24 protein-coding genes and 2 tRNA genes are annotated in these 24,598 nt (G+C 38.0%); 7 read left to right on the top strand and 19 right to left on the bottom strand.

What is annotated here, in order from left to right:
- Window positions 1-12: 12 nt before the first annotated feature.
- The 4 genes from FRZ67_RS19595 (at window position 13) to FRZ67_RS19580 (ending at window position 4,412) form a co-directional block, all read left to right on the top strand.
- On the top strand, window positions 13-1,233 hold the full coding sequence (locus tag FRZ67_RS19595) for a DNA polymerase III subunit (protein ID WP_147192275.1): 1,221 nt from the start codon (window positions 13-15) through the stop codon (window positions 1,231-1,233).
- A gap of 295 nt (window positions 1,234-1,528) precedes the next feature.
- On the top strand, window positions 1,529-2,881 hold the full coding sequence (locus FRZ67_RS19590; RefSeq protein WP_147192274.1) for a PSP1 domain-containing protein: 1,353 nt from the start codon (window positions 1,529-1,531) through the stop codon (window positions 2,879-2,881).
- A gap of 77 nt (window positions 2,882-2,958) precedes the next feature.
- The gene (locus FRZ67_RS19585) at window positions 2,959-3,468 is read left to right on the top strand and encodes a DUF6438 domain-containing protein (RefSeq protein WP_147192273.1); all 510 of its coding nucleotides are present in this window, start codon (window positions 2,959-2,961) and stop codon (window positions 3,466-3,468) included.
- Between the two features lie 44 nt (window positions 3,469-3,512).
- Complete coding sequence (locus FRZ67_RS19580; protein WP_147192272.1) at window positions 3,513-4,412, top strand: hypothetical protein; 900 nt, start codon at window positions 3,513-3,515, stop codon at window positions 4,410-4,412.
- A gap of 85 nt (window positions 4,413-4,497) precedes the next feature.
- Here the strand turns inward: FRZ67_RS19580 and FRZ67_RS19575 are convergent, their stop codons facing one another.
- The 4 genes from FRZ67_RS19575 to dtd all read right to left on the bottom strand — a co-directional run bounded on the left by FRZ67_RS19575 (window position 4,498) and on the right by dtd (window position 6,846).
- Window positions 4,498-5,487, bottom strand: coding sequence for a YihY/virulence factor BrkB family protein (locus FRZ67_RS19575; protein WP_147192271.1), 990 nt, complete (start codon window positions 5,485-5,487; stop codon window positions 4,498-4,500).
- An 85-nt stretch (window positions 5,488-5,572) separates the two neighbouring features.
- Window positions 5,573-5,914 (bottom strand): nucleotide pyrophosphohydrolase, encoded by a 342-nt coding sequence (locus FRZ67_RS19570; RefSeq protein WP_147192270.1) that lies wholly within the window; start codon window positions 5,912-5,914, stop codon window positions 5,573-5,575.
- 54 nt (window positions 5,915-5,968) lie between these two features.
- Window positions 5,969-6,343: a GxxExxY protein gene (locus tag FRZ67_RS19565; protein ID WP_147192269.1), complete on the bottom strand. Its 375-nt coding sequence runs from the start codon at window positions 6,341-6,343 to the stop codon at window positions 5,969-5,971.
- Between the two features lie 50 nt (window positions 6,344-6,393).
- Complete coding sequence (dtd, locus tag FRZ67_RS19560) at window positions 6,394-6,846, bottom strand: D-aminoacyl-tRNA deacylase (RefSeq protein ID WP_147192268.1); 453 nt, start codon at window positions 6,844-6,846, stop codon at window positions 6,394-6,396.
- Window positions 6,847-6,899: 53 nt separating this feature from the next.
- Here dtd and arfB point away from each other — a divergent pair, with 53 nt between their 5' ends.
- Entirely contained in the window at window positions 6,900-7,307 is a 408-nt protein-coding gene (gene arfB, locus FRZ67_RS19555; RefSeq protein ID WP_147192267.1) for an alternative ribosome rescue aminoacyl-tRNA hydrolase ArfB, read from the top strand.
- 15 nt (window positions 7,308-7,322) lie between these two features.
- Here arfB and FRZ67_RS19550 read toward each other — a convergent pair whose 3' ends face one another.
- On the bottom strand, window positions 7,323-7,943 hold the full coding sequence (locus FRZ67_RS19550) for a hypothetical protein (RefSeq protein ID WP_147192266.1): 621 nt from the start codon (window positions 7,941-7,943) through the stop codon (window positions 7,323-7,325).
- 240 nt (window positions 7,944-8,183) lie between these two features.
- Here FRZ67_RS19550 and FRZ67_RS19545 point away from each other — a divergent pair, with 240 nt between their 5' ends.
- Window positions 8,184-9,707 carry an oligosaccharide flippase family protein gene (locus FRZ67_RS19545; protein ID WP_225975404.1) on the top strand — a complete coding sequence of 508 codons (1,524 nt, stop codon included), beginning with the start codon at window positions 8,184-8,186 and terminating at the stop codon, window positions 9,705-9,707.
- A 94-nt stretch (window positions 9,708-9,801) separates the two neighbouring features.
- On the top strand, window positions 9,802-11,103 hold the full coding sequence (locus FRZ67_RS19540; RefSeq protein ID WP_147192265.1) for a serine hydrolase: 1,302 nt from the start codon (window positions 9,802-9,804) through the stop codon (window positions 11,101-11,103).
- Window position 11,104: 1 nt separating this feature from the next.
- On the opposite strand, the gene FRZ67_RS23825 is transcribed toward FRZ67_RS19540, so the two are convergent.
- From FRZ67_RS23825 to FRZ67_RS19475, 14 genes are all read right to left on the bottom strand, one after another.
- Window positions 11,105-11,230 carry a hypothetical protein gene (locus FRZ67_RS23825; protein WP_262713650.1) on the bottom strand — a complete coding sequence of 42 codons (126 nt, stop codon included), beginning with the start codon at window positions 11,228-11,230 and terminating at the stop codon, window positions 11,105-11,107.
- A gap of 199 nt (window positions 11,231-11,429) precedes the next feature.
- Entirely contained in the window at window positions 11,430-13,073 is a 1,644-nt protein-coding gene (locus FRZ67_RS19535) for a UxaA family hydrolase (RefSeq protein ID WP_147192264.1), read from the bottom strand.
- Entirely contained in the window at window positions 13,070-14,578 is a 1,509-nt protein-coding gene (locus FRZ67_RS19530; RefSeq protein ID WP_147192263.1) for a tagaturonate reductase, read from the bottom strand. Before FRZ67_RS19530 ends, FRZ67_RS19535 begins: the two co-directional genes overlap by 4 nt.
- A gap of 214 nt (window positions 14,579-14,792) precedes the next feature.
- Window positions 14,793-17,261, bottom strand: coding sequence for a glycoside hydrolase family 95 protein (locus FRZ67_RS19525; RefSeq protein WP_147192262.1), 2,469 nt, complete (start codon window positions 17,259-17,261; stop codon window positions 14,793-14,795).
- 248 nt (window positions 17,262-17,509) lie between these two features.
- Entirely contained in the window at window positions 17,510-18,523 is a 1,014-nt protein-coding gene (locus FRZ67_RS19520; RefSeq protein ID WP_147192261.1) for a zinc-binding alcohol dehydrogenase family protein, read from the bottom strand.
- Window positions 18,524-18,642: 119 nt separating this feature from the next.
- The gene (locus FRZ67_RS19515) at window positions 18,643-19,431 is read right to left on the bottom strand and encodes an L-fucose dehydrogenase (protein ID WP_147192260.1); all 789 of its coding nucleotides are present in this window, start codon (window positions 19,429-19,431) and stop codon (window positions 18,643-18,645) included.
- A 36-nt stretch (window positions 19,432-19,467) separates the two neighbouring features.
- Window positions 19,468-20,298 (bottom strand): amidohydrolase family protein, encoded by an 831-nt coding sequence (locus FRZ67_RS19510; RefSeq protein WP_147192259.1) that lies wholly within the window; start codon window positions 20,296-20,298, stop codon window positions 19,468-19,470.
- Entirely contained in the window at window positions 20,285-21,142 is an 858-nt protein-coding gene (locus FRZ67_RS19505) for a fumarylacetoacetate hydrolase family protein (protein ID WP_147192258.1), read from the bottom strand. The genes FRZ67_RS19510 and FRZ67_RS19505 overlap by 14 nt, the downstream gene beginning before the upstream one ends.
- 11 nt (window positions 21,143-21,153) lie before the next feature.
- Window positions 21,154-21,918, bottom strand: coding sequence for an SDR family NAD(P)-dependent oxidoreductase (locus FRZ67_RS19500; protein ID WP_147192257.1), 765 nt, complete (start codon window positions 21,916-21,918; stop codon window positions 21,154-21,156).
- Between the two features lie 178 nt (window positions 21,919-22,096).
- A complete protein-coding gene (locus FRZ67_RS19495) occupies window positions 22,097-22,435 on the bottom strand; it encodes an L-rhamnose mutarotase (protein ID WP_147192256.1) in 339 nt (112 codons plus the stop codon).
- Complete coding sequence (gene fucP / locus FRZ67_RS19490; protein ID WP_147192255.1) at window positions 22,404-23,693, bottom strand: L-fucose:H+ symporter permease; 1,290 nt, start codon at window positions 23,691-23,693, stop codon at window positions 22,404-22,406. Before fucP ends, FRZ67_RS19495 begins: the two co-directional genes overlap by 32 nt.
- A gap of 403 nt (window positions 23,694-24,096) precedes the next feature.
- Window positions 24,097-24,182: transfer RNA gene (locus tag FRZ67_RS19485), tRNA-Leu, on the bottom strand.
- Between the two features lie 41 nt (window positions 24,183-24,223).
- Window positions 24,224-24,296, bottom strand: a tRNA-Gly gene (locus tag FRZ67_RS19480).
- Between the two features lie 76 nt (window positions 24,297-24,372).
- Complete coding sequence (locus FRZ67_RS19475) at window positions 24,373-24,576, bottom strand: hypothetical protein (protein ID WP_147192254.1); 204 nt, start codon at window positions 24,574-24,576, stop codon at window positions 24,373-24,375.
- Between the last annotated feature and the right edge of the window lie 22 nt (window positions 24,577-24,598).

The following is a 24,598-nucleotide window of genomic DNA, read 5'->3' as shown; positions in this document are numbered from 1 at the left end:
ATCTTCGCACCCATGCTTTTCAAAGACATTATCGGTCAACAGGCCACCAAGCAGCAACTCTGCGAAATGGTTGAAAACAATCGTCTTAGCCATGCACTAATCTTTCTTGGCAAAGAAGGTTGCGGTGCATTGCCATTGGCGTTGACTTTTGCACAATATGTAAGTTTGAATCCTCACGCAAAGCAAACAGCCAAAGAAGCAACCGCTTCATTGTTCGGAGATGTTGAAGAAGTTGCAGCACCAACCATTCCATCGACACCTGAAGAAGCAGATGCGTTTATGGAAAAAAATACGGCATACAGCAAAGCATCTAAACTCATTCATCCTGATATTCATTTTTCTTATCCAGTTATTCCTAAGAAGAGCGGCGATAAGCCAAAGAGTACAGATTATATAACCGAGTGGAGAGAATTTATTTCCATGCATCCTTACGGCAATGCATTTGATTGGCTGCAGTTTATCGGCGCAGAAAATAAACAGGGAAATATCACTGCCGAAGAATGCAACGACATCATTCACAAACTAAGCCTTAAAAGTTTTGAAAGTGAGTACAAGATTTTAGTAATGTGGATGCCTGAATATCTCGGCAAAGAAGGTAACAAACTTTTAAAACTCATTGAAGAACCACCAGCCAATACCTTATTTATATTGGTAGCAGAAAATGAAGAACAAATCCTGCCCACCATTTTATCGCGCTGCCAATTGGTAAAAATTCCTTTGCCGGAAACTTCAGAGATCCAGGAAGCGCTTATGCAAAGAGCCGGCGCAACCGAAGATGTGGCTTTACAAACCGCAGCCATCGCCGAAGGCAATTACCGGGAAGCACTTCAATTACTGCAACATTCAGAAGAAGACTGGATAAGTTTGCTGAGCGATTGGTTAAAATTCGTCATACGCGGCATGTTGCAGGAACAGGTAAAATGGGTGGATGACATCAGCAAACTTGGTCGCGAAAAACAAAAGCAACTCTTACTATATTTCAACCATTTACTCGAACAAGGTATCCGTCTCCGTGTAATGGGCGACAGCCTTACCATCTCTCCCAAAGAGAAAGATTTTGCGCAGCGCATCAACAAGATCACATCCGTAAGCCAGCAACAGGTCATCATCGAAGAACTCGACAAAGCCACCTATTACATTGAGCGTAATGCCAACGCCAAAATGCTGTTCCACGCCCTCACCATCAAAATGTACCACATCATTCAGGATAAAGCCCTATTTTTGACAGATTGAGGAAGAAAGCTTTGTGTACCGGGCTGAATATCAGGTGGCATCGCCTGTTGCGTCGCACTCTTGTACTGTTGAATATGTCTGAACCATGATTTATATGATTTGAATGATTAACAGGAAAAATATAATCATAACAATCCAAATAATTTACCCAAATTCCGGTTCCGACAATTGCTGAATAAAGAACAAAGCGTACAAGTGAGTGACACAACCGAAGCCCAATAGCGATCCTGCAGCTTGTCACAAATAATTCCTTCCTCCGGAAAAATAAATATTTAACAATCGTAAATCGATTTATATGGGCTGTGGAAGTTGTGGAACCGCAAGCGGCGGAAAACCCAGTGGTTGCAAAAGCAATGGCGGTTGCAGCACAGGTGGCTGTAACAGGCTTAATGTGCACGACTGGCTGATGAACCTGCCATTCAGCGATCCTGAAAGCACCTGCAAAATAATTGAGGTAAGCTTTAACCAGGGAAGCCGCAAAGAATTTTTCAGGAACAATACGCTGCAATATTTTGAAAAAGGAGAATACATAACCGTTGAAGGCGTAAGCGGTTTTGATGTAGGCGAAGTAAGTTTGAGCGGTGAATTGGTGCGTATGCAGATGAAAAAGAAAGGCGTGGATGAAATGAATCCCGATCTTAAAAAAGTGCTGCGCAGGAGTACGGAGAAAGACATTGAGATTCATCTGCAAAACAAGGCAAGGGAAAAAGCTGCACTGGCAAGAAGCCGTTCTATCGCAATACAGTTAAATCTCCAGATGAAATTGATTGAAGTGGAAATTCAGAGCGATGGTAAAAAAGCTACTTTCTTTTATACCGCAGAAGACCGTGTGGATTTCAGAGAAATGATCAAGATCTATGCCTCTGAGTTTAAAGTAAAAGTTGAGATGCGCCAGATCGGTATAAGACAGGAAGCTGCAAAAGTTGGTGGCATTGGCAGTTGCGGAAGAGAACTTTGCTGCAGCACATGGCTGAACGATTTTAAGAGTGTAACCACAACGGCTGCACGTTACCAGAACCTTTCTATCAATCAAACAAAATTAAGCGGCCAGTGCGGCAGGCTTAAATGCTGTTTGAATTATGAGCTGGATACTTACCTTGATGCATTACAGCATTTTCCTAACAATGCAGAAACACTGCAAACAACAAAAGGAACTGCGAATCTTATTAAAAAAGATATTTTTAAAAACCTGATGTGGTATGTATTGCCCGGTGGAGGCATACAATATCCTTTAACTATTCAGCGGGTAAAAGATATTTTGCGTGCAAACAGCCGCGGCGAAGCAGTGGATGAATTGAAACCTGTTGATCTTAGTGCTGGTAAGAATACAGAAATTGAACATGCCTTTGTGGATGTGGTTGGACAGGTTAGTCTGCGTAGTTTGGAAAAAACAAGCAAACGCAACTACGAAAAAAATCAACGCGAAAGAAACGAGAACAGGCCGCAACAAGATAACAGGAGACCACAACAACCTAACCGTCCTCCGGATAACAGACCAAATCAAAACAGGCCGCAACAGGATAACAGGAGACCGCAACAAGGACCTCCCCAGCAAGGTGGCGGTGACAGAAGAAACGAGAACAGGCCAAAGCCAAATTTTCAGCCGAAACGTCCGCCACAACAAGGACCGCAGGGTGATAATAAATAAATTGTTTTTGTAAGTTAACGCGCCGCTTTGCGGCGCGTTTTTTATTTAATTTAGATTCAATAAATTCAATCCTAATAATGATGAAATATTTAACTGCATTAACTCTCTTACTGCTGATTGACATAAACCTGTATTGTCAAAATACAAGTCAATGGAATCCAGATAACTTTTCATTTTCTGAATTAACTTTTCATTCGACAGCTTGCAACGGCACATGTCCTCAAGTTTCATTGCACTTAAGAAAAGATAAATTAATAGAAGTATCAAGAAAAATATATAAATCCAAAGGCGTTGTCGATTCATCATTGTCTGGAAACTTTATAGGCGTCTTGGATAACAAGAATTATAATAGTGTGCTTATACTTCTTTCAACGATCAATTGGGACACATTATCCTTTTCGAATAGTTGGTGCTGTGATGCGCCAATTAAAACCATTTTGATTTCCTACAACGGAAAATATAAGAAATTTAAATCAATGACTCCACCAGAAATAACTTACGAATTATTTGATGACTTAATAAAACTTGCTTCAAAAATAAAATTGACAAAATATAATAAGCCATTGGATTTTGAAGATTACAATTAGATAAACTTTTATTTTATCTTGCGTTCAACCCTCATCATTCCATCATGAAAAAACTGTTCTGCTGTATTATCATTACAATAAGCTTAGCTGCGTGCAAAAGAGATTCATCTGAATTATTGGCTGGTCGCTGGGATTTTAGTGCTCTTGAAATGCCCGGCATGCCCGACTTTCTATACGAGATAAAACAAACCGGCGATGACAATGCACTCACGCTAAAAAAATTTCTGCTCGATAATAAACTTATCCTTCGCAAAGACAGCACATTCGATCTTGTATTGCTGAAACAATACATACACGGAAGCTGGCATTATGAAGCAGCAACCAAATACCTTTTTTTAAAAGATAGCTCCGCATCAAACCTTGATATAACTATACACATCGACAGTATTACCGGCTCAAGGTTGATTTTCGACATTGATGAATTCGCATTAAACAAACTGGTAAACAGGCATGCTGCCATTAATAATTATTACGACCTTCTATTCAACAAATCTTATTGCCAGTTTTATCTTGATATTGACAATGACAGGTACAGCGATCTGAAAGATGATCCTTACAGCATTGAAAATAATAAATGGCGTATAAAGCCTTTTCAACAGGAGACAGATAAACAAATAAAACAACGTGTATTGAATCACCTTGATTTCTGGCAAAATCTTTTTACAGATGCACAGGAAAAAGACAGAACGTATGTTGCTTATACATGGTTCGACTCGCCGTTAGTTGTTGCTGAAAATGGCGTAAAGCTTGAATTCTACGATGAACATAAAAAAGAATGGGATCAGAATTTTTATGATTCAACTGATGCAAACAAAGGTTACCAGATGATGCGCAAATGCTTCAGTAAGAAATTAAAATTTATGGAAACGGAAGATAAATACAAACGCCATGAAGATGTAATAAGACAACTGAAAGCAAATTATACCGAAGCGCTGAAAGATTAATATTTGCTGCCAGATATTTTAGAGCACAAGAGTGCGACGCAACAGTTGATGCTATGAAAAACTATAGCTTGCAACCAAATATTCTTTAAATATTTTCCTTTTCGTCTTCATGTTTAATAATTATTTCGTCTTCTTTCACAATAGTTTTTACTTCGGGACTTTGCTCATCCAGTGCATGTTTATTTTCTACTTCTATTTCCTGGATAAATACTGCATAAGAAGTAGGGAAAATGTGGTTGCCGGTATGCTGTGCGTAAACCCTTGTAAATGCCGCGCCAAAATATAAGATGATCGCAGAATAATAAACCCATAATAAAATGATCACCAGCGAACCTGCTGCGCCATAAGAACTGCTGATATGGCTTTTTCCAAGATAATAACTTACTGCAAATTTACCCAGCATAAAAAGTAATGCTGTTGTAAACGCACCGGACCTTACATTTTTCCAATGGATCTTTGCATCGGGCAACACTTTAAATATGGTGCCAAACAAAAAACTTATGGTAATAAACTGCAACAAAATATTTAGTGCATATGCAATATAAATTTGCATGCCCGGAAACATGCTTAACAAATGATCTTCCAGCAAATTGAGCGCAGCATTTACAACAAGCGATACCAATAAAATAAAACCCAGCGATACTACCATAGAGAAACTAAGCACCCTGTTAATAAGCAGTTTTAACCAACCCTTTCTTGGTTTTGCTTTTAAACGCCATATAAGATTTATGGAATCCTGTATTTCAGCAAACACACTGGTGGCTGCAAATATCAGTGCTATTATACCAACAACAGATGCCCAGCTTATATCTTTAGAAATTGTTGCATTCTTAATAAGCTCCTGTATCTGCAACGCAGCACTGTCTCCCACAAAAGATCTTATTTGTTCAAAAACCTGCCCTTCTATTGCTTCTCTTCCCAAAAAAATATCGCAGAGTGTTATGATCACTATAAGCATTGGTGCAATAGAGAACACGGTGTAGTACGCCAGTGCAGCACTCATGCGTGTTATTTTAAGATCAGCAAATTCTTTGAATGTTTGCTTTAATATTTGCCACAGCCCTTTTATTGTCATTGTTGATGTGATATTTATTTTTTGTTACCTGCTGTATTATACGCATGAAGCTTTAGTTGTGTCACTCACTTGTACGTTTTGTTCTTTATTCAATAGTTCCCCCTCCAAGTTTTTCATTATTCTTATGCCTGTCTGCATCACGGATATTTTTTTTCTCAAAATTTTTTTGTAATGCAGCAGTAAGGTCAACGTTTGTTTGATTGGCAAGACAAATTAACACCCACAACACATCAGCCATTTCATCTGCAATATCTTTGCCTTTATCACTTTCTTTAAATGATTGTTCCCCATAAGTTCTTACCATTAGTCTCGACAACTCCCCTACTTCTTCCATTAATATGCCAAGATTGGTAAGTTCGCTGAAATAGCGAACACCAACGGTTTTTATCCAGTTGTCAACAGTTGTTTGGGCTTGTTGTATAGTCATAGATGTTTATTTTAGAACACGAATTTTAATTCACGAATTACACGAATTTGTGAGTTAAAATACAATACGTTTTGATGTAAATGATTTCTCGCCAAAGTTTGCAATAATGCCAAGATGAATACCTGATGCCTTTAAATAGTTTATTGTCTGCGAAACAAAATTGTTTACGATCATGGATGAAGCCTTTATTTCCATTATAATCTTGCCTTCAATAACAAAATCTGCATAATATTTATGAGGAAGAATTATTCCTTTATATTCAATATCATACTGCTGTTCCCTTATAAATGAAATACCAGCATTATTCAATTCAATCTCCAGTGCATCCTTATAAATTATTTCCTTAAATCCCATGCCAAGTTGCTTATGCACTTCCATACACAACCCAATGATCTTATATGATTCTTCTTTATAGATTATCTCTGTCATTTCTATTAAATAATTCGTGTAATTCGTGCTCCTAAATTCGTGGCTCACAGCTACTCTTTATTCTTCGAGTCCATCACAATTGTCACCGGTCCATCATTCAGTAATCTAACTTTCATATCTGCGCCAAATACGCCGGTATATATTTTTTTTCCAAGATCAGTTTCCAGTTGAGTGATCATCTTTTCATACATCGGTATGGCTATATCAGGTTTACTTGCTTTTATATAAGAAGGGCGATTGCCTTTTTTTGTCGCTGCATGTAAAGTAAACTGACTAACCAATAAAATATCTCCATTGCAGTCTTTGACACTTACGTTCATTACACCTTCGTCATCATTAAAAATACGCAGGTTTACTATCTTACTGCTGAGCCATTGAATGTCCTCATCATTATCTGCGTCTTCAATACCAACTAAAACAAGTAATCCATTGCCAATATTTCCGGTAATATTTTCATCAACGGTAACTGATGCTTCTGAAACTCTTTGTATAACTGCTCTCATAACACGAATTACACGAATTTTCACGAATTTCACGCAGTAAAGAAAAACTATTCATGTCGATCACTATAACAAACGAAATAATTTTTCAAACGGCACGCAGCGGCGGCAAGGGCGGACAAAATGTAAATAAAGTTGAAACCATGGTGGAAGGCCGCTGGCATGTTGCAAACTCTGTGCTTGTGTCAGATGAGCAAAAACAGAGCATCCTGCAAAAACTTGCCTCCAAAATAACAACGGATGGTTATTTACTGGTAAAGTCTCAAACAGAAAGAACACAGTTGGGCAATAAAGAACAAGTGATCAAAAAAATGAACCAGCTTATTGCGCAGGCATTGATAAAAAAGAAATCACGTATCGCTACGAAAGTTCCAAAAGTTATAAAAGAAAAAATACTCGAAAAGAAAAAACAAAAATCATCTGTGAAAGCAACACGCCGCAAACTAAAACCGGGCGACTATTAAGTTGCCCGGTATATTTTATTGTTTTTTTATTTTTAATTTCAGCAGTGCTTCATTGAAATTTACTATTTGCAAAGAGTCATTGCTGATATTACTTTCCAGGTCTGCTTTTTCTTTTAAAACGTCATCTAACTTTTTCTTCTTCTTATCCATGTCTTTACTTACGTCGGCAAGCTGCACATAAAGTTTATACTGTTCAAAATAATTAGACTGCATGTAAGAGGCATAGTCTCTTAGCTGGCTCCATACCTTCTGATCATTATCCGGTGTAAGAAAATTAGTTAGTCCCCTGCTTGCTGTTATATATACAGTGGATGCATCTTTTCCTTTTTGCTTTTTGTTTTCAGTTACAAAATACACATCAAGTGCATCGCTTACATTTTCCACTTTTGCTCTTCTGAAAAGCATATAACCCATCGATTTTTTTATAATGAACCCTTTGCCCTTTTCCTTTTCAATATGCATGCTATCGAAATAACTTTCAATAGCATTCTCCACTTCACTTTGGCTAAGATCTGATTCTATAATTACAGCAGATCGAACAGTGGTATCAATAGTGGTACGTCCATCGCGTACCTGTGCATGCAAGGCAATAAATCCGGTAAACAAAAAAAGTATCACTAGTAATTTCTTTTGCATAAACCTGTGTTTGGGTGAAAGGTAATAACATCCTTAAAGTAAGCTATATAAAACTTTTTCACATACCTGCGCTATTTTTATTACAAAACGCAGATGGCATAAGTTCAGAACGTACAAGTGAGTGACACAAGCGGCGATGCTATAAAAACCTGCAGCCCGTACCATAACATTCTTTTATAGATATTCAACGCATTATAACAAAAAAACTAACATTACATTTGCTGCAAACATTTAACTAAGTTGAGCAGCAGCATAAAAAAACTGGCAGGACAAACAATATGGTATGGCGTTAGTTCAATTGCAGCGCGTTTTATTAATTACCTGCTTACACCTTTGTTAACCTATAACCTTGTTAACACCGAAGGGCTGGCACATTATGGGCAAATTGGATTGATTTATTCTGCAATACCAATACTGAATATCATTTTTACGTATGGTTTTGAGACAGCTTATTTCAGGTTTGCTTCGAAAGAAGAATATAAAAAAGATATTTACAATACATCAGCATTATCGCTGATATTTTCCACACTTTTCTTTTCTATACTGCTTTGGATATTTCAACACGCATTTGGCGTGGCTATTGGCTTGCAGGACTTTCCGCTGATCATACAAATAAGCATTTTTATTATTGCACTGGATGCGTTAAGCACCATTCCCTTTGCAAAATTGCGGCAGGAACAAAGGCCAAGAAAATTTGCATTCATAAAGATTGCTGGTATTCTCATCAACATTTTTGTTACATGGTTTTATGTGGCATGGTGTCCCAGACATGTAGATGTGCATGCAAATAGCTTCCTGAATATTATTTACGAGCCGGGCACAAACCCTGTGGTATATGTTGTGCTGGCTAATCTTATTCAAAGTGCATTTACATTGTTATTGCTGGGTAGTGAAATAAAACAATTACGCTTTAATTTCAATACAAGGTTATGGAAGGAAATGATGATCTATTCCTTACCACTTGTTATCGCCGGCATGGGCGGCATGATCAATGAAACTTTCGACAGGCTTATGCTTCGCTGGTGGCTGCCTGGCAGTGTACAACATAAAGAAGCAGAAGTAGGCGTGTACAATGCCTGTTACAAATTGTCGATTCTTATTACGTTATTCATACAGGCTTTCAGGCTTGGTGCAGAGCCTTTCTTTTTTAAACAGGCAGAAGGTGATAATCCGCAAAAGACCTATGCAAGGGTTATGAAATTTTTTGTCATTACCGTATGCGTTACTTTTCTTATCATCAATTTATTTATACCAATCTGGAAACATTTTATTAGCCCAGGTTATTGGGAAGGCCTCGCAGTAGTGCCAATACTGGTACTTGCAAATATGTGCCTGGGCATTTATTATAACTTAAGCATCTGGTACAAACTCAGTAATCGCACCGGCGCCGGAGCAACCATAACAGTGATAGGTGCAGCCATTACTTTCCTGGTAAACTTTTTATTTATTCCACACTTTAGTTATATGGCAAGTGCATGGGCAACTTTTTCCTGCTATTTCAGCATGATGCTGATAAGTTTTGTGTGGGGCCAAAAAGCTTATTATGTGCCTTATGCATGGAAAAAATTATTGGCTTACATGGTTATTGTTATCCTGTTATTCTTTGTACACAAAGGCATCACTCACTTTTATGACAACGATATTTTTTCGCTTGCCATTGGCAGCATTTTCACCACAGCTTTTATAGTCTTTGTATTAAAAGTTGAAAAGAAAGAATTTATTGCGATGCCTGTTGTTGGTAAGTATGTAGCCAGGTATATATAGTATTTTTATGAGCCGGTCTGCATTGCAGCCATAAAGCTTTTCTTGCGTCGCACTCTTGTACGGTTTGTTCTTTACTCAACAAATAATATCTATCATGTTTTTGAAAAGATTAACAGCAGTAATACTTGTTTGCTTTGTCAATCATATTATTTCATTTGCACAGCAAAAAACAGGCAACCTGCTTGCAACACTTTTACAAAAAGATACAAGTGCTGCTGTAAGAAAAGTTATCAGCGATCCTCTAACATACAGGCTACAGATCATCTATACACAAATAGATCGTGATAAATACAACAATCCTTCTTTTAAAAATTATTATTTCAATGTTGATGGAAATACTTATTTCAATCCTGCTTCTACAGTTAAGCTTCCATTGGCTTTGCTTTCACTGGAAAAATTAAACAGCATTCATATAAATGGGGTTGACAAATACGCTACACTGCTTACGGATAGCACTTATTCCAAACAAACAACTGCATACACTGACAGTACATCTAAAAATTATTTGCCCTCGCTTGCACACTACATAAAGAAAGCATTTCTTATCAGCGATAACGATGCGTATAATCGCATGTATGAATTTGTAGGGCAGCAAACCATAAACAGGCAACTACATAATAAAGGTTATACTGATATACGAATTACAAGAAGGTTTACCGGCATGAACGAAGATGAGAACAGGCACACAAATGCTATTCGGTTTGTGGATGAAAATAATAAGCTGTTATATACGCAACCTGCTGCTTATAATACAGATTCATTTGATTTTAGCCATATTGTAAAAATGGGGAATGCTTATTACGACCGCAATGATAGTTTGATACATAAGCCAATAGATTTTACAAAAGCCAATAATCTGCCACTGGAATCTTTGCAACAATTATTACAATCTGCTTTATTTCCTGCATCAGTTCCTAAGCAGCAGCGGTTTAATTTAAGCAAAGATGATTACGACTTTCTTTACCAGTATTTATCTCAGTATCCTTCTGAAACGAATTATCCCAAATATGATACGGCTCATTACTACGACAGCTATGTAAAATTTTATTTTCAAAATGAAGGTCATCAAATGCCAAAAGATGTGCGTGTATTTAATAAAGTTGGCTGGGCTTACGGCTTTATGACGGATGTTTCTTATGTGGTTGATTTCAGCAGCAAAACAGAATTTATGTTAACTGCTACCATTTATGTAAATAGCGATGGCATATTGAATGATAACAAATATGATTATGATAGTATTGGTGTTCCCTTCATGTACAGGTTAGGGCAATTAGTCTATAATTACGATAAGCAACGATCAAGAGAATTTAAACCTGATCTTAAGAAATTCATGATCAACTATGAGAAACGCGATCCTACTGATATAAGACCTCTTATAAAAGATGCAGATAATTAATTTACAGTCCCTGATACATTACGTATAAGGTTGCGCCGATAAAACTTAACATAAGAAATGAAACAATCAATATAGAGGTATTGCTGATGTTGTATTTTTTTTCTATTTTTTTAATAGCTGCTTTCATATCCTGGCGTTTTATATAAGTTTTACCAAAAATATGCCACACCCATAAGTGAGAAAGTAAACCAGTTGATAGAGATGCTGTTAAAAAAAATGGGGAAGTTATTCAACACAATACACAATACTGATGCAAATAAAGAGAGGTACAAGTGTGCGACGCAAGTAAAGTATCATACATATACAAAAGCCGGGCTCATAAAAAATTACAAACTCACACCACGTTTCCAAACAATAAAATCATCCTGTCCGTTACGCACTGCAGCAACCATTTCTTCACCGCTTGCAACACGTATAACATAGTCAAGAATGCGACCAGCGGCCTCTTCAATAGTTTCTTCGCCATCAATGATAGTACCGGTATTGATATCTATGATATCGCTCATGCGTTTGAATAATTCGGTATTGCTGGAAAGTTTTACAACAGGCGTAACAGGATTTCCGGTTGGCGTACCAAGGCCAGTGGTAAACAAAACGATATTAGCGCCGCTGCCAACTTCAGCAGTAGTTGACTCCACATCATTGCCGGGTGTACATAATAAATTGAGGCCAGGCTTTGTAACTTTTTCAGGATAATCCAATACATCTGTAACAGGTGATGTGCCACCTTTTTTTGCTGCGCCAGCAGATTTAATAGCATCTGTTATAAGACCATCCCTAATATTGCCGGGTGAAGGATTCATATCAAAACCACTGCCTGCTTCTTTTGCACGTTCGTTGTAACGTGTCATAAGATCCATAAATTTTCCAGCAACATTTTCATCAACACAACGATCACTTAGTTCCTGTTCTACGCCGCATAATTCAGGAAATTCAGAAAGTATAACACTGCCGCCCATTGCAACAAGCATGTCTGAAACATAGCCCAGTGCAGGGTTTGCGGAGATGCCACTGAAACCATCTGAACCACCACATTCAAGTCCGATACATAGTTTACTAATTGGTGCAGGTGTGCGTTTACATTTATCAGCGTCAATCAAACCTTCAAATGTTTTACGGATAGCTTCTTCCATTACATCTTTTTCAAGACCAATTTTTTGCTGTTCTATAATATGCAATGGCTTATCAAAATTATCAGAGCGCTTCCTGATCTCATTCATCAATATAGAAACCTGTGAGTGCTGGCATCCTAAACTTAATACTGTAGCGCCAGCCACATTGGGATGTGTTATATAACCCGCAAGCAAGCCACATAAAGCTTCTGCATCCTGGCGTGTGCCACCACAACCACCATCATGCAACAAAAATTTTATACCATCTACATTTTTGAACAATCTTTCTTCTGTCGCAACAGCTGTTGACCGGTCTAATTTTATTTCGTTGATGTTACCGCCAGTTATGTAAGATGAGATGATCTGGTTGGTAAAGCTGTTGTATTTATTTATCCTGCCGTAACCAAGTTTATTAATTAATGATTCACGTAATACATCCACATTCCTGTTCTCACAAAATACCAGTGGAACAATAAGCCAGTAATTGGCCGTACCCACACTGCCATCGCTGCGTCGGTAGCCCATGAATGTTTTGTCTTTCCATTTTGATACATCAGGTTTATACCAGTCGAGTTTTCTTTCATGCATTGCAAAACTGTCTGAAGCATGCGCAAGGTTTTCTGTAGAAATCCTTGTTGCTTTTGGAATAGGCCTTTTTGCTTTTCCCACCAATACGCCATACATGTAGATCTGATCACCCGGATGCATATCACTTATAGTAAATTTGTGTTTAGCCGGAATAGTTTCCTGCAAAACGAACTGTTCATCGTTGTACTTAACAGTTTCTCCTTTTTCGAGTTTTCGAAGCGCTACAATAACATTGTCTTTTGGATGAACTTTTACAATGGCGTGTTTCATTGTAATAAATTTTTTGACGTATAAGATTGAATAAGTTTTTTTGTCCCTCTGTTATTTATGTCCGTTATATTTTTTATAACCGCCTCACTAAATTCCGGGAACTGATTTAGATCCATTGACCATAATGTTTCATCGGCAAGGATGCCTTGCACTATATCTCTCAATTCTTTCTTTTGCCAATGCTGGTGCAGTGTTGCTGCTTTATCATCATTGATCGTATAAATTGAATTATTTATGTTGCCAATAAATTCGCCTTTTTCATTTTGGTGGCTTTTCATAAATAAAATGTAGGCTGCAAACCCAATTGCCATTAAATGCGGTACAGTATTGCTTTTTGCATAGTGCTTTTGCAATATTGGAATGTTTCGCATCAGCATTTTGCTACTGTACTGCAAACAAATGCTTAACCATTTGTGTTCTAAGAAAGGATTTGAAAAACGATCAATTACTTCTTTTGTGTAGGCTATTGCTTCTTTATAGCTGATCTGCTCGTCAGTAATAGCAACAGCTATTTCCTGTTGCATGAGTTGTGTAATATAATTCCTGAAATCACCATCCAACATTGCTTCCTTAACTGTTACGAAACCTGATAAGACTGCAAGTCCACATGATAAAGTATGTGGTCCGTTTAATAAACGAAGTTTTAATTCGCGGTATTTGTAAATATCAGCTGCTAATACAACGCCACTATCGGCCTGTGCAAATGAAAGTGTACCGATAACTTTTTTATCATTTGTTTCAATGGCCCACAAGCGATATACTTCGCTCATGATCGCAAGCTCATCTGTGTAGCCTGATTCAGCCTCAGATACATTTATCTTTCCCGGAACAATTCTATCAACAAGTGAACTGCAGAAATAATTGGCCGTTTGAAGCCAGTTAATAAAGCTTTCATCAAACGCATTGTAGTGAGCAAGTTTTATAAGAATTGCTTTTAGTTTACCAGCATTATCAATTAATAGCTCTGTTGGAATGATGATTATCCCTGCATCTGCTGAGCCATTAAATATTTTATAACGCTCATGCAACCACGCCAGCAGTTTACCTGGAAAAGATGCAGGAGCTTGTTCCGTAATTTTTTCTTCAGAGTAAGTGATGCCAACTTCTGTTGTGTTGGAAATAATTACCTGCATATCTGCACTAGCTGCACATTGCAAGATTGTTTTCCATTCATCCTGTGCAGATAACACCCTGCTGATAGATGCATTGATGACCGTTTCTTCAACGGCTGTTCCATTTTCAATTCCTTTTACAAAATGTGTGTATAGCCCATCCTGTAGCGCAAATGCATCTGTACCGCCCTGCGACGTTGACTTTACAATTACTACGCGACCATTGAAAATATTTTGCTTGTTAGCTTTATCAATAAAATAATCACAAAGGCCACGTAACAAAACGCCTGTTCCAAACTGCAAAACTTTTTCAGGCAATAAGAAAATTTCTGTTGCAGGAACAACGATGTTTTTATTTTGAATTTGTGCTATAATATTTTTCGATAACTGCATTTTATTTTTTGAACTAAGCTTTCTGTTTTTAATTAAGCTTCTGTTGCGTCGCACGTTTCGGGTTTCTTTTCCTTAATGTTCAAAGCAAATATTTACAGGTCTGACGGCTTTGAGCCGTCTGACCTGTATTCAATCTGCTGAATAAATTACACTCAGCACAAGAGTGCGACGCAACAGAAGTATCATTTATATTCTTTTGTTTGGTCTATAAAAATTATTTGGTCGCAACCAACTCATACGTTTTATCTTTTTCTGTTTTGAAAGAAATTACAAAACCACAAGTTGATTCTACCGCTTTAATATTTGTTCCTTTCAGCATCACCGGATCATTGGTGCGCACCACACATTGATTACCCAACAATGAAATGATCTTTGCGTTACTGATAATATTATTGTTCCATTCAATACTTACTTCAAAACCACCACGAGCCCGCAAACCCTTTACTGCACCGCTTCTCCACACACGCGGAATAGCTGGCAATAAATGCAGTTCATTATTCTGAGATTGTAACAACATCTCTGCAACACCAGCTGTGCCTGCAAAATTTCCATCGATCTGGAATGGCGGATGTGCATCAAACAAATTTGGATATGCCCCGCCATGACTACCATAATCTGTTGCCGTTTCTTTTGTAAGTCGCAAAAGATTCCTGTATAATTTATAAGCATGATCACCATCAAGTAGACGTGCCCAGAAATTTACTTTCCATGCAAGACTCCATCCTGTGCCATCATCGCCGCGTAATTCTAAGGTCTTCATAGCTGCCTGCCCTAACTCTGGAGTTTTGATAGGTGATATTTGATTGCCCGGATGCAATCCATACAAGTGTGATGTATGACGATGATGTGGCTCGGGATCTTCATAATCCTGGTACCACTCCTGCAAATTTCCTTTGTGGCCAATTTTGAAAGGATATAATTTCTCTTTCTTCGCTGTTACAGAATCAATGAATGCTTTATCTGTGTTCAAAATTTTTCCTGCCGCAATAAGATTAGAAAAAAGGTCGCGGATAATGCTCATGTCCATCGTTGAGGCAATGGAAATACCAGATGTTTTATTGCCATCATAGAAATATTCATTCTCAGGTGAACCTGATGGTGCAGTTACCAGGTAGCCACTTGCACTATCTGTAGTTAACCAATCGAATGTAAAGTGTGCAGCACCTTTCATCAACGGGTATGCCGTGTCGCGTAAAAATTTTTGATCACCTGTAAAGAGATAATGCTCCCAAAGATCGCGGCAGAGCCAGTTTGCGCCCATTGCCCAGTTGGCCCATTTAGGATCACCTTTGCCTTTATCGCCAACAGGATTCGACAATGCCCATATATCCGAATTGTGATGCACCACCCAACCATGCATGCCATAAAATTCTTTTGCTGTAGTTGTACCTGTTACAGAAAGGTGTTCTATAAGATCAAGCAGTGGCTGGTGCAATTCTGATAAGTTGGTAACTTCAGAAGGCCAGTAATTCATCTGTACATTGATATTCGTTGTATAGTTGGCACTCCATGGTGGCCGCATTTCTTTATTCCATATGCCTTGTAAATTGGCTGGAACATCTCTTGTGCGTGAAGATGCAATTAATAAATAACGGCCATATTGGAAATACAATGTTTCAAGCCCATCGTCGTTACCTCCATTTGTATAAGCCTCCATTCTTTCATCCGTTGCTAAATTGTCTTTTGAACTTTGGTTATTATTCAGTGTAAGCGAAACGCGGTTAAAGAAATTATGATAATCCTTTTCATGTTCGCTCCATAAAACACTATAAGGCTTTAATAATGCCTTGCTCAAATAATCAGTGGCTAGTTTTTGTTCATCCTTGCCATTTTTATCAGGGCATTTATCAAAACCATTAAAACTTGTTGCTGCAGATAAGAGCAATGTTACCTCACTTGCATCTTTTATATGAATGCCTGAAGTGTCTGTTGTTATTGTTCCATCTTTATGCAATGCTTTCACCAACACTTCAAAGCGCATTCCATTGCAGCCATTTGCATCCGCATAAATAATCGGGTCTTTATTTTCATTGTAATAACTGGGATCTGCATGTGCAGGCACCTTCCCTTTTAAAGCAATAATATCTTTACCTAATATTTCATTTCGAAATTTTATTTGACTGCTTGTTTTAATTGTTGCAGTTATTTTTTTTACAGCATTTGAAGAAATTTTCATTACAATAAGTTGCGCTGGAGCAGAAACAAAAACTTCACGTTTGTATTGCACCCCATCAATCGTAAATGTTGTTGTACTTACTGCATCACTTATGTTCAATAATCTTTTATATGCTGTTGGTTGTTTGCCACCAAAGTCCTGCTGGATCATCAAATCCGCCATTGGTAAATAACTTTCAGAATACAAGCCCTGCATTTTTTTTACCAGCTCTGTTGCTTTGTCGTAATCTTTATTGAACAATGCTTCACGCACCAATGGAAGGTATTTTTTTGATTCAGGGTTTACATTTGTTTTTACGGGGCCGCCTGTCCACAGGGATGATTCATTCAATTGCAGCAATTCATTTTCTACACCGCCAAATACCATCGCACCCAATCTTCCATTACCAACCGGTAATGCTTCCGTCCATACTGTTGCCGGCTGCTTATACCACAACAGCATGTTTTGCTGTGCATGCACAAATGATGCAGTAAAAAAAAGAAAGATCAAAATGGCAGCATGCTTCATGGCATTATAATTTTTATGATGTCAACAAAAGATCAATAGGCATCTTCCGTTGCGTCGCACACTGCAACAGTTTGATCTTTTATCAACAAACTGGTACGGTATTGTTATGTTTTTTTACCGTTGAAAAAACTCAACAGTAAAATATATTATTACTTATCTAATAATTGAAGCAATATCACCCTTGGCGAAGGAAGCTCTAAATTCTACATTTCCATTTATATAACTACTTCAAAACTTATCATTTACTGTTACATTTCTATCATTGCCTTTATTACTGCGTTTGCGGGATCGAGCCATGATGCAAATACATTTTTTACTTCACTAAATCCTACGCGATGGGTAATATATGTTGAAGGTCTTACCAAACCATCTTTCATACTTTCCATTACATGCTCAAAATCTGCACGTGTTGCATTACGGCTGCTCATCAATGTGGCTTCACGCTTATGAAATTCAGGATGACTGAAACTGATATCGCTTTTTTGTAATCCTATTAATACATACCTGCCGCCATGTGCCAGGTATTGAAAAGCATTATTGATCGCTTTCAAATTTCCGGTTGCGTCAACAATTACTGCAGGCATGTCACCACCAGTAATTTCAATTAAACATTCTCTAACATTTTCTGTAACAGCGTTAATTGTATAATCGACACTTAAATTTTGCTCACAAAAAAATAATCGTTGCTCATTCACATCCATGGCTATAACTTTTGCGCCGGCAATCTTTGCAAACTCCATTGTGCCAAGTCCGATAGGGCCCGCACCGATCACTAAAACGAATTCGTTTGGTTGCACATTTGCCCGTCTTATTCCATGCGCACCAATGGCAAGTGGTTCTACTAATGCTAATTCATCAAGTGTTAATCCATTGCTATGTACTAATGAAGAGACTGGAACAGAAAGATATTCCATCATGCCGCCATCTGTATGCACGCCACATACTTTCATACTTACGCAACAATTGGTTTTACCGTTTCTGCAGGCAATACAATTACCACAATTGAAATAGGGAATAATAGTAACCGTTTCGCCGATAGTAAAATTTGAGGAACTGTTTATCTCTGCAATTTCTGCAGCCAATTCATGGCCGAGTATTCTTGGATAATTGAAGTAAGGCTGTGTGCCTTCATAAGCATGAAGGTCCGTACCACATACACCAATCCTTTTTATTTTTAGTAAAGCATGATCTTTGTTCAAAGCAGGTTTATCAACCTCTTCATATTTGAATAGACCCGGTTCAACACATACTAATGCCTTCATGCTGCCTGCTGTATAAATGAAAAAATATTTTGTTGGTGTTGGTCATAAATTATTCTTCAGTTGAAGAGTGCGACGCAACGAATGCTTCATGCTTATTCTTGCGCCTGGCACAAAAAATATTATGCATTTGCCAATGCCCTGTCTAAATGTGTATAGCCACCATCCACATGAATCAATTGCCCGGTGGTATGACTTGATCTCTGAGACAATAAGAATGCTGTTGTATTAGCGATCTCTTCTGCCGTGGTCATACGATGTTCCAATGGAATTTTGGAAACAATCTCTTTTAATTTTTCTTTAGGGTTTGGCAATGTTTTGATCCAGTTCTCATACAAGGGCGTCCAGCATTCGGCAACAACAATTGCGTTAACACGAATACTGTATTTAAGCAATTCAACAGCCCACTCACGTGTAAGCGCATTGCGTGCACCGTTAGCTGCCGCATACGCTGAAGTGCCTCCCTGTCCTGTCTCTGCGGTCTTTGATGTTATGTTTACAATAGCGCCTTTTGATTTAATCAGTTCCGGCAATGCATAATGTGCCAGCAAATAATAATGCACCACATTTTTGTGTAATGAGGCCATGAACTTTTCATAAGTGCCATGCTCAAGATTAACACCATCGTTCACACCCGCATTATTTACAAGACCGTCTATACGTCCCATTTTTTCTATAACTTTTTTTACGGCATGCTCGCATTCTGCTGGCTGCGTTAATTCTGCTACTACCTGGAAAACCCTGCCACCATTGGCTTCAACAGCATGAACAGTTTTTAAATTATCTTCTTCACTTCTGCCAACAATAAAAGGGATAGCGCCTTCGGCAGCCAATACTTTTACAATGCCTTCACCAATACCTTTGGCGCCGCCTGTAACGATGATCACTTTATCTTTTAATAATAAATCCATACCTCACCCCCGCCCTCTCCAAAGGAGAGGGAGCTTTTATAAGTTATAAAATTGAATTGCATTGCCACCAAAGAATGCATCTTGCTCATCTTTAGAAAAAAACGCAAAATAGTTTTGTACTAACCCCAACATTTTTTCATAAGAAGCAGCTACCAAACATACCGGCCAGTCAGACCCAAACATGATACGATCAGTATCAAAGGTTTCTACTACTGCATCAAGATACGGTGCGAAATCTTCTTTCTTCCATTGCTTCCAGTCTGCTTCTGTAACCATACCTGATATTTTACAGTAAACGTTTGCACAATTATTGAAAAGAGATATGTCTTTCTTCCACTCATCGATCTTTTTATCTTTTATATAAGGTTTGGCAATATGATCTATTACGAAACGCTGATCAGGAAAGGCTTTCACCAGTTCATAAGCATATTTCAACTGATCGGGAAAGATGAGTATATCATATGCATAGTTGTACTTATTCAATAAACTGATGCCATGTTTGAAAGCCGGTTTCACCATTAACGCTCTGTCCTCTTCTCCTTGTAATATGTGGCGAAAACCTTTCATTTTATTAAACTGCTGATAGTACCGCAAACGCTCTTCAATATTATCAGCCTGCAGATCAACCCAACCAACAACACCTTTTATAAAATCAAACTGTACTGCATTATTTAGCTGAAATATGTTCTCTTCTTCCGTTTGATCTACCTGCACCAACACGCATCCGTCAATATTATTTTGTTGCAATATGGGCTGCAGATCAGCAGGCATAAAATCTTTTTGAATCACGTGCATTGCATCATTGATCCATGCATGACGATCTTTGTCAAAGAGCCAGAAGTGCTGATGTGCATCAATTCTTTGCATACGCCACCACATTTTGTTTTGCTGTTCCCATACCATCAATACCCAGTTCAACCACATCACCAGCTTTTAAATATACCTGTGGATTCATACCAAGCCCAACACCTGCTGGTGTACCTGTAGAAATAATATCACCGGGCAATAAAGTCATGAACTGGCTTACATAAGAAACGATAAAAGGAATTTTAAAAATTAGATTGGCAGTAGTACCATTCTGCATTTTTTTACCATTTACAGTAAGCCATAAACGCAAATTATTTACATCATCCACTTCATCTTTAGTAACAAGACAGGGACCGACAGGCGCAAACGTATCGCAGCCTTTTCCTTTATCCCATGTACCGCTTCTTTCCAGTTGAAACGCCCTTTCACTAACATCATTATGCAAAGCATACCCAGCTACAAAATCCATCGCTTCTGATTCTGTTACATAGCTGGCTTTCTTACCGATGATTACCGCAAGTTCTACTTCCCAGTCTGTTTTTACAGAATCTTTGGGAATCATAACATCATCATTCGGACCAACCAATGCTGTTGTTGATTTTAAAAAGATCACAGGTTCTGCAGGTGGTGTAGCGCCTGTTTCTTTTGCGTGGTCTGCATAGTTCAAACCAATACAAACAATTTTGGAAGGTCTCGCAACAGGGCTTCCTAGCCTTGTGCCAGCGGGCACTTCAGGCAATGCGGATTGATTATCGTCCAGAAATTTCTGTAACCTGTTTAAGCCATCCTGTTCAAAAAAATGTTCATTATAATCTTCCCCAAATGCGGAAGTATCATAATATTTATCACCGATAGCAATACCGGTTTGTTCTTTATTTAATTCTCCAAAACGAATGAGTTTCATGTATAAGAATTTTATGTATTCAATTTAATAAATCCACCATCAATAGGATAATCTGTTCCCGTTATAAATGAAGCTTCATCACTACACAAAAACAAAATAATCGTTGCGATTTCTTCAGGCTTACCCATGCGACCGATGGGTTGTGTCTTTGATAATTTTTCAAACATTTCTGCCTCACGGCCGGGGTAATTCTTTGCAAGAAATCCATCAACAAAAGCTGTATGCACACGACCCGGCGAAACAGAATTACATCTTATATTATCATGCACATAATCTTTCGCAACAGAAAGCGTCATCGAAGAAACAGCACCTTTACTCATCGAGTATGCAAACCGATCAGCTAAACCAACAAAAGCAGCTACAGAACATACATTTAATATTACACCGCCACCATTTTGTTTCATTGATGGAATAGTTGCATGCAAACAATTATAAACACCTTTCACATTCACATTATAAATGCGATCAAAATCTGCTTCACTGGTATTATCAACTTTACCAATATGCGAAACACCTGCACTGTTCACTAAAATATGTACAGTACCAATCTCATTAAATATTTCGGTCACGTTTTGCTGATTACTCACATCACATGCATGTGCAAAAGCCTCACCGCCTTCCTCTGATATCTGCACTGCTGTTTGATTAGCGGCGTCTTTGCTGATATCCATTACATGTACAATAGCACCCTGTTTACCAAACAGCAAACAAACAGCACGACCAATTCCGCTGCCGCCACCTGTTATTACTGCATGTTTATTTTTTAAACTGAACATGATTTATTGTTTATGAACCAAACTTTAGAATTACTATGATGCTTCTGTTGCGTCGCACTCTTGTGCCCCAAACCCCTGAAGGGGCTTTAATTGCAGTTAATTTTAAAATTATGATCCCTCATTGTTATTAAGCAAAATAGTGATAGTGATTTTTTTTACTAACTACTACAACTCCCCTTTAGGGGCTGGGGGTTTCAAATATTTTTTTCATCAACATCCATTTCTCACCTTCTTTTGCTGTTGGTAACGCTTGTTGGTATTTCCACATCAATTGCTCCCACTCCTGCACTTTTGCATTATCAGCATCAGCTTTTGATTTTGCTTCAAATGAAAAATCATCCGTTGTTTCCATGATCATAAACAGCCTGTTGGCTGTGCGATATATTTCCATATTAGTGATACCCGAATCTGTAATACTATTCAGAATCTCCGGCCACACTGCTTTGTGATAAGCTTCATACTCATTTATAAGTTGAGTATCATCTTTAAGATCCAATGCCAGACAAAACTTTTTCATGCGATTCTGTATTGCTTGTTTTTATTTTATGACCATTGAGTGCGAAAAATAAAATAACAGCGAAGCAAATAAGCGGAACTATGTATGCGGACTGCATGCTGCCTGTTTTATCTGAAATAAAACCCATGATTGGTGCAAAAATTCCACCACCAATGATAGACATTACAAGAAATGAAGAAGCAATTTTTGTTTCTTCTCCTAGCCCTTTTATACCAAGCGCAAAAATTGTAGGGAACATAATTGACATAAAAAAAGGAACCACCATTACTGCATATACGGAAAACTGATTGTGGTTTATTAATGCAAATGCAAGCAATGAAATATTAATAATCGCATACAGGCTTAATAATTTTGCGGGCTTTATATAGCGCATAAAAAATGTTCCGGTAAAGCGCCCAACCATAAACCCAACCATTGCAATGGAACCCCACCAATAACCGGCTGTTTTTTCATCGAGATTCATTAACTCTTTTGAAAACCTTATAAAAAAACTTCCTACGCCAACCTGTGCACCTACATAACAAAACTCAGCAAGCATTGCCCATTTTACATGACGGAATTTGAATACGTTCAGAGAAAATTTCGTACCGTGTGCAACACTGTCGTCTTCTTTTATTTCGGGAAGTTTTGTTAGTGCAAAAAGTATAATGACAACTATTATCACACAACCAATAACAAGATATGGTATTTTGACAGTAGATGCTTCTGAGTTAAGGTATGCATTAAGTTGCTCAGGAGACATACTTTGCAATTCTCCTTTTGTGTGTTCAATACCGGAGAAAATAAATTGGCTACCAACAAGTGGTGCTACGAATGCCCCCACGCCATTAAATGATTGAGCAAAATTTAGACGTTGCTCGGCAGTAGACGGATTGCCAAGCGCAGCGGCATAGGGGTTTGCAATCGTTTCCAAAAAAGTGGCGCCACATGCAGCTATAAACAATGCAACCAGAAAGAACCAGTATTGTCTTACTTCTGCAGCAGGAATAAATAATAATGAACCTAATGCAAAAAGCATAAGTCCGAATATGATCCCTTTTTTATAGCCCCAGCGATGTATAAACAAACCGGCGGGAATTGCCGCCAGGAAATAGCCGAGATAAACAGCTGAATCTATGAATGAAGATTGTGTATCACTTAACTGGCAGGCTTTTTTAAGATGTGGAATTAATATAGGGTTCATGTTGTGCAGAAACGCCCATAAAAAAAACAAAGAGCATACTAGTATAAACGGTACAAGATATTTGTTTTTTGACATTGGTTGATATTATGGTAAATCGTTAGAAAGAATTGTTTTGGCTATTTCCCTGTATTCAAAGAAAGAATTTTTCAGCTAAGCATCGTGGTCATATTTTATCGTTTAGTAAAGCTATTTTAACAAGAATGTTTAAACACCTTACAATTTATGCATAATAATAATTTGTATAAGCATTCTCAATTAAATAATGAATAAAGCACTACTGCTAAAACCTTTTAAACGACTTGAAAATTACAATAGCTTTGGTATTTAACTGTGCTGTTTGTAAAAGGGAAATGAAAGCGTAAGATAAATTGCTGCCATCAGCTATAAAGTACAAGAGTGCGACGCAACGGCTGCTGAGTAGAAAACTGCTGTCCGGTACCAAATAAAAAAGGTCATCGAAAATGATAACCTTCTTTTGTGCCCCGGAACGGAGTTGAACCGTTACGACCGTTGCGGGTCACAGGATTTTAAGTCCTGCGTGTCTACCAATTCCACCACCGGGGCAACCTGAAAAAAAATCCCGCATGTAGCGGGATATTTATCTGAGCGAAAGACCGGGCTCGAACCGGCCACCCCGACCTTGGCAAGGTCGTGCTCTACCAAATGAGCTACTTTCGCTTTTATAAGAACTTGTTTTTTGGGAGTGCAAAAATAAGATTCTGCACTGTTCCACAAAATTTTTAGAGGTAAATTTTTATTTGTACTGAGGCGTATACAATGTATTACCCGGCACTTCTACATCTGGCTTGCCTTTATACCGGTGACCGTATAACTGGTAACAACCGCCTAATAAAAAAGCTACCACTACAAAAACCTGCATATAAAAAAGAAAACGGGAGGAAGTAACCCAGTTATATCCGAATTCTTTGTCTTTGTAATTTTCTATTTCGTTTGACATATTTGTAAATTGCTGTGCAAAA

The organism is Panacibacter ginsenosidivorans, from assembly GCF_007971225.1.
Classification (GTDB): domain Bacteria; phylum Bacteroidota; class Bacteroidia; order Chitinophagales; family Chitinophagaceae; genus Panacibacter; species Panacibacter ginsenosidivorans.
The sequence above is the reverse complement of the archived record's forward strand: the minus strand, read 5'-3'. Positions and strand labels throughout refer to the sequence as shown.